The sequence below is a fragment of the Luteimonas abyssi genome (genome assembly GCF_001482195.1).
Classification (GTDB): domain Bacteria; phylum Pseudomonadota; class Gammaproteobacteria; order Xanthomonadales; family Xanthomonadaceae; genus Luteimonas; species Luteimonas abyssi.
The window spans coordinates 865,116-881,247 of the sequence record NZ_KQ759763.1; the positions used below are offsets into that span (position 1 = coordinate 865,116).

At 71.4% G+C, this 16,132-nt stretch carries 17 protein-coding genes; 9 read left to right on the forward strand and 8 right to left on the reverse strand.

What is annotated here, in order from left to right; translation table 11 throughout:
- Positions 1-219: 219 nt before the first annotated feature.
- Both RG19_RS03510 and pdeM read left to right on the forward strand, forming a co-directional pair.
- The gene (locus RG19_RS03510) at positions 220-2,748 is read left to right on the forward strand and encodes a ligase-associated DNA damage response DEXH box helicase (RefSeq protein ID WP_058834055.1); all 2,529 of its coding nucleotides are present in this window, start codon (positions 220-222) and stop codon (positions 2,746-2,748) included.
- Positions 2,738-3,400 (forward strand): ligase-associated DNA damage response endonuclease PdeM, encoded by a 663-nt coding sequence (gene pdeM / locus RG19_RS03515; protein ID WP_058834056.1) that lies wholly within the window; start codon positions 2,738-2,740, stop codon positions 3,398-3,400. The genes RG19_RS03510 and pdeM overlap by 11 nt, the downstream gene beginning before the upstream one ends.
- Positions 3,401-3,496: 96 nt before the next feature.
- Here the strand turns inward: pdeM and hemE are convergent, their stop codons facing one another.
- The 5 genes from hemE to RG19_RS03540 form a co-directional block, all read right to left on the reverse strand.
- A complete protein-coding gene (gene hemE, locus RG19_RS03520; RefSeq protein WP_058834057.1) occupies positions 3,497-4,576 on the reverse strand; it encodes a uroporphyrinogen decarboxylase in 1,080 nt (359 codons plus the stop codon).
- 59 nt (positions 4,577-4,635) lie between these two features.
- Positions 4,636-4,890, reverse strand: coding sequence for a WGR domain-containing protein (locus RG19_RS03525; RefSeq protein WP_058834058.1), 255 nt, complete (start codon positions 4,888-4,890; stop codon positions 4,636-4,638).
- A gap of 108 nt (positions 4,891-4,998) precedes the next feature.
- On the reverse strand, positions 4,999-6,093 hold the full coding sequence (gene aroB, locus RG19_RS03530; RefSeq protein WP_058834059.1) for a 3-dehydroquinate synthase: 1,095 nt from the start codon (positions 6,091-6,093) through the stop codon (positions 4,999-5,001).
- Positions 6,090-6,689, reverse strand: coding sequence for a shikimate kinase (locus RG19_RS03535; RefSeq protein WP_058834060.1), 600 nt, complete (start codon positions 6,687-6,689; stop codon positions 6,090-6,092). Before RG19_RS03535 ends, aroB begins: the two co-directional genes overlap by 4 nt.
- Positions 6,690-6,794: 105 nt before the next feature.
- Positions 6,795-7,706, reverse strand: a complete 912-nt coding sequence (locus tag RG19_RS03540; protein WP_082672447.1) for a kinase — start codon at positions 7,704-7,706, stop codon at positions 6,795-6,797.
- Between the two features lie 17 nt (positions 7,707-7,723).
- Here RG19_RS03540 and pdxH point away from each other — a divergent pair, with 17 nt between their 5' ends.
- From pdxH to RG19_RS03560, 4 genes are all read left to right on the forward strand, one after another.
- Complete coding sequence (pdxH, locus tag RG19_RS03545) at positions 7,724-8,326, forward strand: pyridoxamine 5'-phosphate oxidase (protein ID WP_058834061.1); 603 nt, start codon at positions 7,724-7,726, stop codon at positions 8,324-8,326.
- Between the two features lie 7 nt (positions 8,327-8,333).
- Positions 8,334-9,134 (forward strand): cobalamin-binding protein, encoded by an 801-nt coding sequence (locus RG19_RS03550; protein WP_058834062.1) that lies wholly within the window; start codon positions 8,334-8,336, stop codon positions 9,132-9,134.
- Positions 9,135-9,266: 132 nt separating this feature from the next.
- Positions 9,267-9,884: an NAD(P)-dependent oxidoreductase gene (locus tag RG19_RS03555; RefSeq protein WP_425599682.1), complete on the forward strand. Its 618-nt coding sequence runs from the start codon at positions 9,267-9,269 to the stop codon at positions 9,882-9,884.
- A gap of 120 nt (positions 9,885-10,004) precedes the next feature.
- On the forward strand, positions 10,005-10,400 hold the full coding sequence (locus RG19_RS03560) for a DoxX family protein (RefSeq protein ID WP_058834064.1): 396 nt from the start codon (positions 10,005-10,007) through the stop codon (positions 10,398-10,400).
- Positions 10,401-10,485: 85 nt separating this feature from the next.
- Here RG19_RS03560 and RG19_RS17110 read toward each other — a convergent pair whose 3' ends face one another.
- From RG19_RS17110 to RG19_RS03575, 3 genes are read right to left on the reverse strand one after another with little or no spacing between them, the layout of a single operon-like run.
- Positions 10,486-11,028: a DUF4426 domain-containing protein gene (locus tag RG19_RS17110; protein ID WP_162267048.1), complete on the reverse strand. Its 543-nt coding sequence runs from the start codon at positions 11,026-11,028 to the stop codon at positions 10,486-10,488.
- Positions 11,021-11,872 carry a pyrroline-5-carboxylate reductase gene (gene proC, locus RG19_RS03570; RefSeq protein WP_058834066.1) on the reverse strand — a complete coding sequence of 284 codons (852 nt, stop codon included), beginning with the start codon at positions 11,870-11,872 and terminating at the stop codon, positions 11,021-11,023. The genes RG19_RS17110 and proC overlap by 8 nt, the downstream gene beginning before the upstream one ends.
- A gap of 35 nt (positions 11,873-11,907) precedes the next feature.
- A complete protein-coding gene (locus tag RG19_RS03575; protein ID WP_202905314.1) occupies positions 11,908-12,615 on the reverse strand; it encodes a YggS family pyridoxal phosphate-dependent enzyme in 708 nt (235 codons plus the stop codon).
- A gap of 169 nt (positions 12,616-12,784) precedes the next feature.
- Between RG19_RS03575 and RG19_RS03580 the strand changes: the two genes are divergently transcribed.
- The 3 genes from RG19_RS03580 to RG19_RS03590 all read left to right on the forward strand — a co-directional run bounded on the left by RG19_RS03580 (position 12,785) and on the right by RG19_RS03590 (position 15,887).
- Positions 12,785-13,822 (forward strand): type IV pilus twitching motility protein PilT, encoded by a 1,038-nt coding sequence (locus tag RG19_RS03580; protein ID WP_058834067.1) that lies wholly within the window; start codon positions 12,785-12,787, stop codon positions 13,820-13,822.
- 133 nt (positions 13,823-13,955) lie between these two features.
- Positions 13,956-15,086, forward strand: coding sequence for a PilT/PilU family type 4a pilus ATPase (locus RG19_RS03585; RefSeq protein ID WP_058834068.1), 1,131 nt, complete (start codon positions 13,956-13,958; stop codon positions 15,084-15,086).
- A gap of 180 nt (positions 15,087-15,266) precedes the next feature.
- A complete protein-coding gene (locus RG19_RS03590; RefSeq protein ID WP_058834069.1) occupies positions 15,267-15,887 on the forward strand; it encodes a superoxide dismutase in 621 nt (206 codons plus the stop codon).
- Positions 15,888-16,132 lie beyond the last annotated feature (245 nt).

Here is a 16,132-nt window from a genome sequence, read left to right on the forward strand (position 1 = left end):
CCTCCGTCGAAGCGTGCATCGGCGAGGCGCGCGCCGCCCCTGAGCGCCGAAGGCGTGGGCGCTTCATCGGAACGAAGCCCCGACGAGGATGTTTCCCGGGAACACAGCCAGGCATCGACCAGGCGGGCCGCCGCTGCACGGTCGGGGCATGCATCGTCTGCCGCCGGGCCGCCAGCGACCTCGCAACATGACGACGTGCCGAAGCCGCCTCGGCGCCGTATGCGACCGCGTGCAGGCATCGACGACGGTCCGCTCGCGTCGTGGTTCGCCGCACGCGGCTGGACTCCGGCGTCGTTCCAGCGCGAGGCGTGGACCCGTTATCTGGCCGGCGAGTCCGGCCTGTTGCACACGCCCACCGGCAGCGGCAAGACGCTCGCGGCCTTCGGCGGGCCCTTGCTGGAGGCGCTGGCGGCGGCCCAGGCCGATGCTGCGCGCGGCGCCGCAACGGGCCGCGCCGCGCAGGTCGCGGCGACGGCCGGCGAGGGTCGCACCGCGCGTGCCGGCAAGCGCAAGCCGCACCTGCAGATGCTGTGGATCACCCCGCTGCGCGCGCTCGCCGCCGACACCTTGCGTGCGCTGCGCGAGGCCACCGACGCGGTCGGCCTGGACTGGCAGATCGGCCTGCGCACCGGCGACGCCAGCGCACGCGACAAGCGCCTGGCGCGTGCCGGCCGCCTCGACCTGCTGGTGATCACGCCCGAGTCGCTGTCGTTGCTGCTGAGCTATCCGGACACCGCGCAGCAGCTGGCGCGCCTGCGCTGCGTGGTGGTCGACGAGTGGCACGAACTGCTGGGCAACAAGCGCGGGGTGCTGCTGCAACTGGCGCTGGCGCGGCTGCGCACGCTCAATCCCGCGCTGCGCACCTGGGGCCTGTCGGCGACGCTGGGGAACCTGGGCGAGGCGCGCGACGTGCTGCTGCCCCACGCGCCCGACGCCGCCCTGGTCGCGGGCGCGCCGCCGCGCGGCTTCGAGCTGCGAACCCTCCTGCCCGCCGCAGGCGAACGCTTCGCCTGGGCCGGGCACCTCGGGCTGGCGCAACTGCCGCGCGTGCTGGACGCCCTGATGGCCGAGCGCACCAGCCTGCTGTTCGCCAACACCCGCGCGCAAGCCGAGCTCTGGCACCGCGCGCTGGCATCGGTGTGGCCGGAGGCGCCGGAGACCCTGGCGCTGCACCACGGCTCGCTCGACCCCGCGCTACGCGCGGCCGCGGAGCAAGGCCTGCGCGACGGCAGCCTGCGTTGCGTGGTGGCCACGTCGAGCCTGGATCTCGGGGTGGATTTTCCCGCCGTCGACCAGGTGCTGCAGATCGGCAGCCCCAAGGGCATCGCCCGCCTGCTGCAGCGCGCCGGACGTGCACGCCACCGTCCCGGCGAGATCGGCCGCGTGGTCTGCGTGCCCACCCACGCGCTCGAACTGGCCGAGTACGCGGCCGCGCGCGAGGCGGTGGCCCGCGGCGAGATCGAAGCGCGCCCGGCGCCGCGGTTGAGCCTGGACGTGCTGGCCCAGCATTGCGTCACTCTCGCGCTGGGCGGCGGTTTCGACGCCGACGCGCTCTACGAGGAGGTGCGCGGCACGCATGCGTTCGCCGCGCTCGACGCGACCATGTGGCAGGCCGTGCTCGATTTCGTCGTCCAGGGCGGGCGGGCGCTGTCGCACTATCCGGATTTCCAACGCGTGGTCCGCGACGACGACGGCCTGTACCGCGTGCACGACCGCCGCATCGCCCTGCGTCACCGCCTGTCGATCGGCACCATCGCCAGCGACGGTGCGGTGCAGGTGCGTTTCCTGCGCGGCGGCCGCCTGGGCTCGGTGGAGGAGAGCTTCGTCGGTCGCCTGCGCCGCGGCGACCGCTTCCAGTTCGCCGGTCGCCTGCTGGAGCTGGTGCGGCTGGAGGACATGACCGCCTACGTGCGGGTGGCCGCGGGCGGCGACGGCACGGTGCCGAAGTGGATGGGCGGGCGCATGCCGCTGTCGAGCGAACTGGGGCACGAGGTCGAGCGCGCGCTCGACCGCCGCTTCGCCGCGCCGGAACTCGCCGCGATCGACGGCCTGCTCGCGTTGCAGGCACGCCTGTCCGCGGTGCCGGGCCCCGGGCGGCTGCTGGCGGAGTGGGTGCGCGCCCGCGGCGGGCGCTACCTGTTCGTCTATCCGTTCGCCGGCCGCCAGGTCCACGAGGGGATGGCGTCGCTGATGGCGCTGCGCTGGGGACGGATGGCGCCGGACAGCTTCACGTTCTCGGCCAACGACTACGGCCTGGCGATCGCATCCGCGCACGCCGAGGGCATCGACGACGACACGTTGCGCGCACTGCTCGATCCCGAGGCGCTGCTCGACGACCTGCGCGAGAGCCTCAATCTCGGCGAGCTCGCGCGCCGCCAGTTCCGCGAAATCGCCCGGGTCGCCGGCCTGCTGCCGCCGTCTCTGCCCGGGCGCGCGCCGCGCTCGCTGCGACAGCTGCAGGCGTCCAGCGGCCTGTTGTTCGATGTCCTGCAGCGGTTCGATCCCGACCACATGCTGCTCGAACAGGCCGAGCGGGAGGTGTTCTCGGCGCAACTGGAGGTGCGGCGCATGCGCGAGACCCTGGACGACTGCGCCCGGCGCGAGCTCGTCCTGGCCACGCCGAAGTCGTTCACGCCGCTGTCGTTCCCCCTGTGGGCCGAGGCGATCCGCGGCCGCCTCAGCACCGAGGACTGGCGTACACGGGTGGAGCGCGCCGCGGCACAGCTCGAGCGCCGGCATGGCGGATGAGCGCACGATCGACGTCGCCGGCGAAGCCGTCATCCTGCTCGCCGACCGCGCCCTGTACTGGCCGCGTGCCGGTACGCTGATCATCGCCGACCTGCACCTGGGCAAGGCCGACCACTTCCGCCGTGCCGGCATCGCGCTGCCGGCCGGCGGCACGTCGCTCGATCTCGAACGCCTCGACGCGCTGCTGGCCCGGACCGGCGCGCAGCGCCTGCTCGTGCTCGGCGACCTGCTGCACGGCCAGGTGCCCGATGCGCCCTGGCGCGCACGCTGGCAGGCGTTCCGCACACGGCATGCCGCGGTGCGGGTGGAGGTCGTGGCCGGCAACCACGATCGCGCGCTGCGTCGCCACCCCGAGCGCGCCGCGTCGATGGGCCTCGCGGTGCATGCGCCGCACCTGCGCGAGCCGCCGTTCCTGTTCGTGCACGCGGCCGAGGACGCGCCCCGGGGCGAGGCGGGCTACGTACTCGCCGGGCACCTGCACCCGGTGCTGCGCCTGCCGGGCCTGCCGCGCCTGCCGGTGTTCCGCTTCGCCGAGGTCGGCATCCTGCCCGCGTTCACCGCCTTCGCCGGCGGCCAGCCGTTCGCACCCGCGCGGGGTGAGCGGATCTACGTCTGCGCGCCGGACGCGGTGGTGGACGTGCCGTCGCGCTGATGCGACGTGCGTGGTGAAGGAATCTCGGCCATACCGAGAGTAGCCGTCAGCAGTGACGCGCCGCAGCGATGAAGACGGCGGCGCGGGTGAGCCGGCTCAGCGTGCGCTGTGCGCGTGCACGGCCTCCACCAGCACGCCGACGTGATCGGGATTCATGTCCGGCGACATGCCGTGGCCGAGGTTGAACACGTGGCCCTCGCGCGAGCCGCCGTTGCCGTCGCGGTAGGCGTCGAGCACGCTGGCGACCTCGCGGCGGATCGCGTCCGGGTTGCCGTACAGCACGGCCGGATCGAGATTGCCCTGCAGTGCGACGCGCCCGGCGGTGCGCCGCGCGGCCTCGTCCAGGCCGACCAGCCAATCCACGCCGACGCCGTCGGCACCGCTGGCGGCAAGATCCTCGAGGTAGGCGGCCGTGCCCTTGCCGAACAGGATCAGCGGGGTGCGGTCGGGGCCGTCGCCACGCTCGAGCTCGCGAGCGATGCGGGTCAGGTAGGGCAGCGAGAACGCGCGGTACATCGCCGGCGACAACACGCCGCCCCAGGTGTCGAACACTTGCAACACCTGCGCACCGGCCGCGCGTTGCGCGGCGAGGTAGGCGATGACGGCATCGGTGTTCACCGACAGCAGCGCGTGCAGCGCCTTCGGGTCGTTGAGCGCCATCGCCTTGATGCGGGCGAAGTCCTTGCTGCCGCCGCCCTCGACCATGTAGCAGGCCAGCGTCCACGGGCTGCCGGAGAAGCCGATCAGCGGCACGCGGTTGTCGAGTTCGCGGCGGATCACCCGCACCGCGTCCATCACGTAGCGCAGCTCGCCTTCCATGTCGGGGACGCCGAGTCTGGCGATCGCCGCGGCATCGCGCACCGGATGGCGGAACTTCGGGCCTTCGCCCTCGACGAAGTACAGCTCCAGCCCCATCGCATCGGGGATGGTGAGGATGTCGGAGAACAGGATCGCGGCGTCCAGCGGGAACCGGCGCAGCGGCTGCAGGGTGACCTCGCAGGCCAGGTCCGGGTTCTTGGCCATCGCCAGGAAGCTGCCGGCATCCCTGCGGCTGGCGCGGTACTCCGGCAGGTAGCGACCGGCCTGGCGCATCAGCCAGACCGGGGTGCGGTCGACGGGTTCGCGGCGCAGGGCGCGCAGCAGGCGGTCGTTGGTCGGTGGGGGGGATGAGGTCACGTGCAAGAACTCGCTGGAAGCGTCGGAAAGGGGGTCGGGCCGGCAAGAGGAGCGGTCGCTCATCCGCGCGGTGCCTCGTCCTGTGCGGACATCTGCAGGAAGCCGCGCTTGAGCTGCGCATCGCGGGCCAGTTCGAAGGCGCGGGTCGCGCTGGCCTGGTCCATGAACTGCTCGCGACGCATCTGGCTGCGGCCGCCGATCTGGCCCGACTCGCGCACCAGCGTCCAGCCGCCGAGCAGATCGGGCTGGAGCATCAGCTGGACGAAGCGGGGCGCCTCGTGGCCCTCGGCCGGTTGTTGCAGCAGCAATCGCATGGGACGGCCATTGTACGGGGGACGCCCGAGGGGCAGGGTGTCGCGATGGTCGCGCCCGAAGCGGCAGCCGCCTCCGGGTTCGCCCGCGCGACGCTGCGGGAGGACCGATCAGGCCGCGCGCAGGACGTCGATCACCGCGCTTTCCGGCACGTCGGACAGCACCTGCGCGCGGCCGGCGCCGGTCCAGACGATGAAGCGCAGGCCGCCCGCCTGGGCCTTCTTGTCCAGGCGCATGTGCGCGAGCAGGCGTTCGGCGTCGAGGCCTTCAGGCAGGGCCACCGGCAGGCCCAGCCGCACCAGCAGTGCGCGCAGGCGCTCGCCGTCTGCCGCAGGGGCCAGGCCCAGAACCTCGGACAGACGGGCGGCCAGGACCATGCCGACCGCGACCGCCTCGCCGTGATTGAGGCCGCCGTAGCCCTGCTCGGTTTCGATGGCGTGGCCGAAGGTGTGGCCGAAGTTGAGCAGCGCGCGTTCGCCGTGTTCGAGCGGGTCGCGCTCGACGATGGCGGCCTTGTGCGCACAGCTGCGCGCGATCGCCTCGGCCAGCGCGTCGGCGTCGTGGGCCAGCAGGGCCTCGGCATGCGCGTCGAGCCAGTCGAGGAACGGAGCGTCGACGATCGCGCCGTACTTGACCACCTCGGCCAGACCGGCGCGCAGTTCGCGCGGTGGCAGCGAACGCAGCACGGCGGTGTCGGCCAGCACCGCGCGCGGTGGGTGGAACGCGCCGACGAGGTTCTTGCCCTGCGGCAGGTCCACCGCGGTCTTGCCGCCGACCGAGGAATCGACCATCGCCAGCAGCGAGGTCGGTACCTGCACGCAATCCACGCCGCGCATCCAGCACGCCGCGGCGAAGCCGGCGAGATCGCCGACCACGCCACCGCCCAGGGCATAGACGCAGGCGTCGCGGCGTGCGCCGAGCGCGGCCAGCGCGTCGATGGCGCCCGAGAAACCGCGCAGCGTCTTCGACGCCTCGCCGGCGGGCAGGACGAAGGTCTCCAGCGTCAGCTCGGGGCGCGCGGCGCGCAACCGGGCGGCCAGGGCGCCGGCATACAGCGGCGCGACCCGGTCGTCGCTGACCAGCAGCGCCTGGCGGCCGCGCAGCGGTGCGGCAAGCAGGGCGGCGTCGTCGATCAGGCCGGGGCCGATGGTGATGGTGTAGGGCGAGTCGCCGCCGACATCGACGGTCTTGCGGGGTGCGGTCATGGGTTGGGAGGCGTGGAGGCGGGGGGCGTGGAGGGCGATGAGGGCGCGGTGGCGGGCGGCGTGTCGTCGGGACGTTGCCAGCGCCGATGCAGCAGCCGGCCCAGGCGGGCGGTCGCCAACGTGGGGATGCAGGTCTCGGTATCGAAGCGCAGATCGGCGACCTCGCGATAGAGCGGGTCGCGGTGCCGGGCCAGCTCCCGCAGGGTGCGCGCGCGGTCGCCGGTCGCCAGCAGCGGTCGGGTGCGGTCGCGCTCCAGCCGGGCGAGTTGCTGTTCGACGCCTACGTGCAGATGCACGACGAAGGCGCGCGCGACCATCGCGGTGCGGTTGTCGGCATCCAGGACCGCGCCGCCGCCGCTGGCGATCAGCTGCCCTTCGTCCGCGAGCACCGCCAGCAGGACGTCGTGCTCGCGCATGCGAAATCCGGGTTCGCCCTCGCACTCGAAAATCGTCGGAATCTTCGCGCCGGCGCGGCGCTCGATTTCGTGGTCGAGATCGACGAAGCGCAGGCCGAAGCGCCCGGCCAGGCGGCGGCCGAGCGACGATTTTCCGGCCCCCATGGGGCCGACGAAAACGAGATTCGGAGCGGGGTTCATCGCCCGCCATGTTAGCCGGCGCCCCCGGCGCCCGCGATGGGCGACATGCCGCAGCGGCGAAACGACCCACACGCCTCCGGTGGAAACGGCCCGGCGGTCGTGCCGCTACCGCGCACCCGGCTGGCGGAGGCGCATCCCGCCGATGGGCTGCCGCTGCGCGTCCAGCGCGATCACGGCATGCGCCCGGTCGGGCAGGGTGCGCAGCGCCTGCCGGCTGACCCGTTCGTAATGCTGGACGAAGCGCGCGATGCCGGCGCGATCCATCGCGCGACGGTCGGGCTCGGCGGCCTGCAGCGCGCGCTCCTGTTCCCAGCGCCACGTCGGCACGATGTCGAAGCCGGGCGGCTGCAGGAACAGCAAGCGGTCCACGCAGGACCACAGCGCAGGGTAGTCGTGGGCCAGCGCTTCGTTGCACCTGCGGCGCCAGCGACCGTCCGGATCCTCGTCGCGCTCCAGTGCGTTCAACGGTGTCGCGAGCGCGGCATCCGCTTCGGCCGGCGCGCCCAGGCACCAGCCTTCCAGAATGACCAGGTCCACAGGCCCGACCTGGGGCCATGCGGTCCGGGGACAGCGCCGGTCCGCCAGTTTGTCGAAGCGCGGCAGCGCGGTCGGCACGCCCGTCCTCAGGGCGTCGAGCGTCGCCAGTGCCAGCGGCAGGTCGTGCGTGCCGGGCGGCCCGCGGGTCAGCAACAGGGGGTGCACCTCGCGGGCGAGGGCTTCGCGCTCGGGGCGATCGAGATAGACATCGTCCAGCGACAATGTCGCCACGGCGAGGCCGCGCCCGCGTGCGGCGACGGCCAGTTGCGCGGCGAGCGTGGACTTGCCCGTCCCCTGCAGGCCGCTGATGCCGTACACCCGCGCACCCGGCCGCAGGTCATCTGGTCCCAGAGCAGCCGGTCGCCGCGCGGCCGTTTCGAGAGCAGCCGTTCCCAGGGCATCGGCCAGCACGGCATCGACCAGCGCCGGATCGAAGCCCGCGGGGGCCGCGGAGCGGGACGGATGCGGGACGTGCGCCATCGCGCCACAATAGCCCAATGGACACCGACTCCCTGTATGCCGAGGCGCTGGCGACCTTCGACACCCTGTTCGCCGAGGCTGCGGCCGCCGGCGAGCCCGACCCGACCGCGATGACCGTCGCCACCGCGGGGCTGGACGGCCGCCCCGCGGCGCGCATGGTGCTGCTCAAGGCGCACGACCCGCGCGGCTTCGTGTTCTACACCCATCTCGACGGTCGCAAGGGGCGCGAACTGCAGGAGAACCCGCGGGCGGCGCTGCTGTTCCACTGGCCGCGGGTGCGTCACGGTCTCCAGGTCCGCATCGAGGGCGCGGTGAGCGTGGTCGACGACGACGAAGCCGATGCCTACTTCGCCTCGCGCCCGCGCGGCAGTCAGGTCGGCGCATGGGCCTCCCGGCAATCGGAAACACTGGCCTCCGTGTCCGAGTTCGAAGCGCAGCTGGCGGCGGCCGATGCCGAGTTCGAGGCACGCGAGGTCCCGCGGCCGCCACGATGGTCCGGGCTGCGGGTGCGGCCGGAGCGCATCGAATTCTGGTACGGGGCCGACTATCGCCTGCACGAGCGGCATCTGTACACGTGCGACGCGGCCGAGCAGTGGTCCAAGCGCCTGCTGTATCCGTGAGGCCGGCATGACCGGTCCGCGCCGCATCGTCTGCCTGACCGAGGAGCCGACCGAGACCCTGTACGCGCTCGGCGCGCAGGACCGCATCGTCGGCATCAGCGGCTTCACCGTGCGCCCGCCGCAGGCGCGTCGGGACAAGCCCAAGGTCAGCGCGTTCACCAGCGCCAAGGTCGACGCCATCCTGGCGCTCGAGCCGGATCTGGCGATCGGGTTCTCCGACATCCAGGCCGACATCGCCGCCGAACTGGTGCGCCGCGGGGTGGAGGTGTGGATCGCCAACCATCGCAGCGTCGAGGGCATCCTCGACTACATCGCCCGGCTCGGGGCGCTGGTCGGCCTGGCCGGCCCCGCGCGCGATTACGCCGACGGTCTGCGTCGGGGGCTGGATGCCATCGAACGCGAGGCCGCCGCACTGCCGCGCCGGCCGAAGGTGTATTTCGAGGAGTGGGACGAGCCGCTCATCACCGGCATCCGCTGGGTGGCCGAGCTGATCCGCATCGCCGGCGGCGACGACGTGTTTCCCGAGCTCGCGGCCGAACCGTTGGCCCGCGCGCGCATCCTCGCCAATGGCGACCCGGTGATCGCACGTGCGCCGGACATCGTGCTGGGCTCGTGGTGCGGCAAGAAGTTCCGGCCCGAGCGCGTGGCCGCACGCCCGGGCTGGGAGGCGATCCCCGCGGTGCGCGACGGCGAACTGCACGAGATCAAGTCGCCGCTGATCCTGCAGCCGGGGCCGGCGGCGTTGACCGACGGTGTGGCGGAGATCGCCGCGATCGTCGCGCGCTGGGCGCGGCGGCAGGGCGGCTGATCAGCCCGGCGTCGCCGATGCGCGGCCGGTGTCGCGCTCGCGGAATGCAGCGGTACGCGAACGTCGCCGCCGCGGCGCGGGTGCGGGCATAGGATGCCCCCTGACGGGCCCGTCGCCCGGCAGGAGATCGACGTGTCGAAGATTGCAGTGGTGGGCGCATCCGGACGTGTGGGCTCGCGCGTCGTGCGCGAACTGGTGACACGCGGGCACCAGGTCACCGGGATCGCGCGTAATCCGGACGCATCGACGTCGGCCGCGGGGGTGGTCTGGCGCACCGCCGACGCCACCGATGCCGGAGCCCTCGCACAGGCCGTGGCCGGCCACGACGTCGTGATCAGCGCCATGCGGTTCCTGGGCGGTCCCGCAGCCGATGGACTGGCGAACGCGGTGCGTGCTGCCGGGGTGCCGAGGCTCGTCGTCGTCGGCGGTGCCGGCAGCCTGGAGGTCGCACCGGGCGTCGCCCTCGTCGACACCCCGGATTTTCCCGAAGCCTACCAGGCCGAGGCCCGCGCCGGTCTTCGTTTCCTCGAGGCCTTGCGCGGCGTGGACGACCTCGACTGGACGTTCCTGTCGCCATCGGCGGAGCTCGAGCCCGGCGAGCGGACGCAGCGGTTCCGTCTCGGCGGCGACACGCTGCTGGTGGACGCGGAAGGCCGCAGCAGCATTTCGATGGAGGACTACGCCATCGCCCTGGTGGATGAGGTCGAGGCGCCCGCGCATTCACGACAGCGCTTCACTGTCGGCTATTGAGATCGGCGTGGCGGCGGACGACGGGCGGGGCGGGCGACGCGGCGATGCCGGCGTCTTCCGCGACCGCCGCCGCCCTGCGATGATGCGCTTCCTTCGAGACGGACAGGGCGGGAGCGGGCGATGAACCAGGCGACGATGCAGGACATGGGCCGGCTGATCCTGCGGCTCGCGCTGGGCGTACTGATCCTGCTGCACGGTTTCGCCAAATTGCGCGGAGGCCTCGGCGGGATCGAGGGCATGGTGCAGGCGCACGGCCTTCCGGGGGTGTTTGCCTACCTGGTGCTGGTCGGCGAAGTCGTCGCGCCGTTGATGGTCATCATCGGGCTGCATGCGCGCATCGGCGCGGTGCTGATCGCGATCAACATGCTGGTCGCGGTGTTCCTGGTGCACATGGGCGACCTCGGGCGTCTCAACAACACCGGTGGCTGGGCGCTCGAGCTGCAGGCGATGTTCCTGTTCGGCGCGGTCGCGGTGGCCCTGCTGGGGCCGGGGCGGTTCTCGGCGAACCAGCGCTGAGCGCATCCGCGCGCCCCGTCGGGGCGGTATCTCCCGCGGGCGCGAGGAGGGTGCCGGCCGCACAAAGGCCGGCCCGTCCGCTCGTTCAGGGGTAGAAGTCGCGCGCGAACTGCAGGGTGATCGGCCGGGCGCCGGTGGTCTGCACCTCGACGTGGAAGCGCAGCGTGTCCGGCGGAGTCAGCCGCACCACGCCGATGTGGTCGGTGAGATCGCCATGGGCGACTTCGCGCAGCGTCACCCGTTGGCGCACGCCGCGCAGGTCGATCGCGTCCGCCACGACCCGGGCGGGAACCGCGGTTTCGTCGACGCCATCGCCACGACGGACCGCGATCATCAACAACTGCGTGCGCGGGTCGCGTTCGATCCGGTAGCCGTCCGCCACCGCCTGGCCCATCGCCATGGTCGGTACGACGCTGGCCCGCACGGTCAGGTCGTCGGCGCGGGCCACGGCTTCTTCGCGCGCCCGGGTGGCATGGCCGTCGGGTGGGCTCGGGGCACCGCAGGCCGCCAGCGTTCCCGCGAGCAGCAGCGTGCCGGCGAGCCGCCGGCCTGACCGTGCGCGACGCCGCGTGCCCGTCGTCGTCTCGGTGTCGCCGCCGCTGGCGACACGCCTGCACCGATCAGTCATTGGCCGCCGACAGCTCCCCGCCGCGGCGGCGGGCCGCGGCGACCGCATCGGCCACCAGCGCGCGCAGGCCGCCGGCCTCGAAGGTCTCCAGCGCGGCCTGGGTGGTGCCGTTCGGCGAGGTGACGTTCTTGCGCAAGACGTCGGGGGCGTCGCCGGATTCGTCGATCATGCGCGCGGCCCCGAGCAGGGTCTGCTTGACCAGCGCGCGCGTGGTCGCCGCGGGCAGGCCCTGCGCCAGGCCGGCGGCTTCCATCGCCTCGGCGAACAGGAACACGTAGGCCGGACCGCTGCCGGAGATGCCGGTGACGGCGTCCATCAGCGCCTCGTCGTCGACCCACGCGGTGCGGCCGACTGCGGACAACACCGCATCGGCACGCGCGCGCCCACCGGCGTCCACCTGCGGCGTGGCGTACAGACCGGTCATGCCGGCGCCGAGCAGCGACGGCGTATTGGGCATCGAGCGCACCACGGCGGCATCGCCGCCGAGCCAGCGCTCGATCTGCGCGGTGGTGATGCCCGCGGCCACGGAGATCACCAGCGGGCGACCGGTGCGGACCTCGTCGACCAGCGACGCGCAGACCTCGCGCATCACCTGAGGCTTCACCGACATCACCCAGATGTCCGCGCCTTCGATCGCCTCGGCGGCCGTGGCGAAGGTGCGGACGCCGAAGTCGTTCTCCAGGGCCTGGCGCTTGGCGTCGCCTGGATCGGCCACGCGGATGCGCTCGGGTGCGATGCCGCCGGCGATGAGGCCGCCGATCAGGCTGCGGGCCATGTTGCCGCCGCCGATGAAGGCGAGCGTGTGGTGGGCGGGCAGGGCGGGCGTCGGTGTCGGGGTGGTCATCGAGGTCCTCAGGAAACGAAAAGGAAGTGGCGCGCTCAGCCCCGGGACGGACGGGCGCCGAACAATGCGGTGCCGACCCGGACCAGCGTGGCGCCCTCGGCGATGGCCTGCTCGAGGTCGTCGCTCATGCCCATCGACAAGGTGTCGATGCCGGCATGCGACGCGGCCAGCGCGTCGAACAGCCCGCGCATGCGGGTGAAGGCCGGACGCCGCCGCTCCGGATCGGCATGCGGAGCGGGGATCGCCATCAAGCCGCGCAGCACGAGCGCCGGTTCGGCGGCGATCGCCTCGGCCAGGGCCGGGATCGCGTCGGGGCGGCAGCCGTGCTTGCTGGCCTCGTCGTCCACGTTGACCTGGATCAGCACGTTCAACGGGCGTGCCGGATCGCGGTCGTGGGCGAGCGCGGCGACCAGTTTCGCACGGTCGAGCGTCTGCACCCAGTCGAAACGGGACGCGGCCTGCCGCGCCTTGTTGGATTGCAGGTGGCCGATCAGGTGCCATTCGATGCCGGCGCCCGCGGCGTCGAACTTGCCTTCGGCTTCCTGCACGTAGTTCTCGCCGAAACCCGGCAGGGCCTCGCCGGCGGCGCGGCGCAGCCTCGCCAGCGCGGCGATCTCGGCCGCATCGCGGGTCTTGCCGACCGCCAGCAGGCGCGGTGGTGGCCGGCCCGCGCGTTCGGCGGCGGTGCGGATGCGGGTCTGGACCTGCTCCAGACGGTCCGACAGGTCGGAATGTTCGGTCATCGGTATCGGGATGCGACGGCGCCCGCAAAGCGTGCGTCCGGCTGGCTGTCGGCTGCGATCGGAGGGCTATACTGCGCCGCAGGGGTGGGCGGATGCCAGCCGCAGGGCGCATCCGGCCAGGCATCGGCCGCACCGGGCCGTACAGAATCAGGGCACCTGGGGGCTCGCTATGGATATCGCCGAACTGTTGGCGTTTTCGGTCAAGAACAAGGCATCGGACCTGCATCTGTCGGCGGGCCTGCCGCCGATGATCCGTGTCGACGGCGACGTGCGCCGGATCAACATCCCGGCGCTCGATCACAAGCAGGTGCACGCGCTGGTCTACGACATCATGTCGGACAAGCAGCGCCGCGATTACGAAGAATTCCTGGAAGTCGACTTCTCGTTCGAGATCCCGGGCCTGGCGCGCTTCCGCGTCAATGCGTTCAACCAGAACCGTGGCGCCGGCGCGGTGTTCCGGACGGTGCCCTCGGAAGTGCTGACGCTCGAGGACCTCGGCTGCCCGCCGATCTTCCGCCAGCTCATCGACCAGCCGCAGGGCCTGATCCTGGTGACCGGCCCGACCGGCTCCGGCAAGTCCACCACGCTGGCGGCGATGGTCGACCACATCAACAAGAACGAGTACGGCCATCTCCTCACCGTCGAGGATCCGATCGAGTTCGTGCACACCTCGCAGAAGTGCCTGATCAACCAGCGCGAGGTGCACCGCGACACGCATGGCTTCAACGAGGCGTTGCGATCCGCGCTGCGCGAGGACCCGGACTACATCCTGGTCGGCGAAATGCGCGACATCGAGACGATCCGCCTGGCGCTGACCGCCGCCGAGACCGGCCATCTGGTCTTCGGCACCCTGCACACCAGTTCGGCGGCCAAGACCATCGACCGCATCATCGACGTGTTCCCCGCCGGCGAGAAGCCGATGGTGCGCTCGATGCTGTCCGAATCGCTGCGCGCGGTGATCTCGCAGGCGCTGCTGAAGAAGGTCGGCGGCGGACGCACGGCGGCGTGGGAAATCATGGTCGGCATCCCCGCGATCCGGAACCTGATCCGAGAGGACAAGGTGGCGCAGATGTACTCGGCCATCCAGACCGGCCAGCAGCACGGCATGATGACCCTCGACCAGCACCTGCAGGACCTGGTCAAGCGCGGCCTGATCACCCGCGCCCAGGCGCGCGAGTACGCCAAGGACAAGCGGATCTTCGAATGACCGCAGGCGAGGTGGCTGCGGCAGCGTGCCGCGCCATCGCGTCCACGGCCGTTCCCGGCCTTCCGACGTTTCGACCTTCACATCGCGCCTCCGGGCGCCCCGTCATCGACGCCCGGCCTCGCAGGAGCGCCCCATGAGCAGCATCGACTTCACCTCGTTCCTCAAGCTGATGGCCCACCAGAAGGCCTCGGACCTGTTCATCACCGCCGGCATGGCGCCGTCGATCAAGGTCAACGGCAAGATCTCGCCGGTCACCCAGAGTCCGCTGACGCCGCAGCAGGCGCGCGATCTGGTGCTCAACGTGATGACGCCCGCGCAGCGCGAGGAGTTCGAGAAGACACACGAGTGCAACTTCGCCATCGGCGTGTCGGGCGTGGGCCGGTTCCGTGTGAGCTGCTTCTACCAGCGCAACCAGGTCGGCATGGTGCTGCGCCGGATCGAGACCCGCATCCCGACGGTCGAAGAACTGAACCTGCCGCCGATCACCAAGACGCTGGCGATGACCAAGCGCGGCATCATCATCTTCGTCGGCGCCACCGGTACCGGCAAGTCCACCTCGCTGGCGGCGATGATCGGCTACCGCAACCACAACTCGACCGGCCACATCATCACCATCGAGGACCCGATCGAGTTCGTGCACAAGCACGAGGGCTGCATCATCACCCAGCGCGAGGTCGGCATCGACACCGACAGCTGGGAAGCCGCGCTGAAGAACACCCTGCGCCAGGCGCCCGACGTGATCATGATCGGCGAGGTACGCACCCGCGAGGGCATGGACCACGCCATCGCCTTCGCCGAGACCGGTCACCTGGTGCTGTGCACGCTGCACGCCAACAACGCCAACCAGGCGATGGACCGCATCATCAACTTCTTCCCCGAGGACCGTCGCGGCCAGCTGTTGATGGACCTTTCGCTCAACCTCAAGGGCGTGGTCGCGCAGCAGCTCATTCCCACTCCCGACGGCAAGGGCCGCCGCGCGGCGATGGAAATCCTGCTCGGCACTCCGCTGGTGCAGGATTACATCCGCGACGGCGAGATCCACAAGCTCAAGGACGTGATGAAGGAATCCACCAACCTCGGCATGAAGACCTTCGACCAGAGCCTGTTCGAGCTGTACCAGGCCGGCGAGATCTCCTACGAGGACGCCTTGCGCTACGCCGACTCCGCCAACGAGGTGCGCCTGCGCATCAAGCTCGCCCAGGGCGGGGATGCGCGCACGCTGAGCCAGGGGCTGGACGGGGTGGAGATCGCAGAGGTGCGTTGAACGCCCCCGAGGCATCAGGTCGCATCGCGTACGATCTTCGGAAAGTGGGCGGAGGGGACATGACGGGCTCGACCGTGGTCGAGGTTGCGTGGGATGCAGCGTACCCGCCCGCTTGATCCATTTTTTACCCGCGACCCGGCACAATGGGCACCCTGTTCAGACACGCACCGGAGTCTCCAGATGGCCCACACGCTTCCCGATCTCCCGTACGCCTACGATGCGCTCGAGCCGCACTTCGACAAGCAGACGATGGAGATCCATCACTCCAAGCACCACCAGACCTACGTCACCAACCTCAACGCCGCGATCGAGGGCACCGAGTACGCCGACACGCCGATCGAGCAGCTGATCGCCGACATCGACGCGCTGCCGGAGAAGATCGGCAAGCCGGTGCGCAACAACGGTGGCGGCCACGCCAACCACTCGTTGTTCTGGACCGTGCTGTCGCCGAAGGGCGGCCAGCCGACCGGTGAAGTCGCCAAGCACATCGACAGCGATCTGGGCGGGCTGGACAAGTTCAAGGAAGACTTCGCCACCGCCGCCAAGGGTCGCTTCGGCAGCGGCTGGGCGTGGCTGACCGTCGACAAGAGCGGCAAGCTCGCGATCGAGGACAGCGCCAATCAGGACAGCCCGCTGATGAGCGGCATCGGCTCCGGCAACACGCCGATTCTGGGGTTGGACGTGTGGGAGCACGCGTACTACCTGAAGTATCAGAACCGTCGCCCCGACTACATCTCGGCCTTCTTCGAGATCATCAACTGGGAGGAGGTCGAGCGCCGCTACCAGGCTGCGATCGGCTGATCCGTCGCGACATTGATGTTTCCGAGAAACGCCGGGCTCGTCCCGGCGTTTTTTGTTCTTCGCCGATGTGCGCGACTCACGGGGCGGAGGCCGTGTGCGTGGATTCCGTAGTGAGCCGTGCCCAGGCGGCCGGGTGTCGCTCTTCCCCCGAGTCAGGACATCCTGTCCTGACTCGGGCGCGCCCGTCTCGCTTCGCGAGCCGGTCCGGCCCGCCGCTTGTGCGGCGGGGGGTCGCCCAGGCCCCC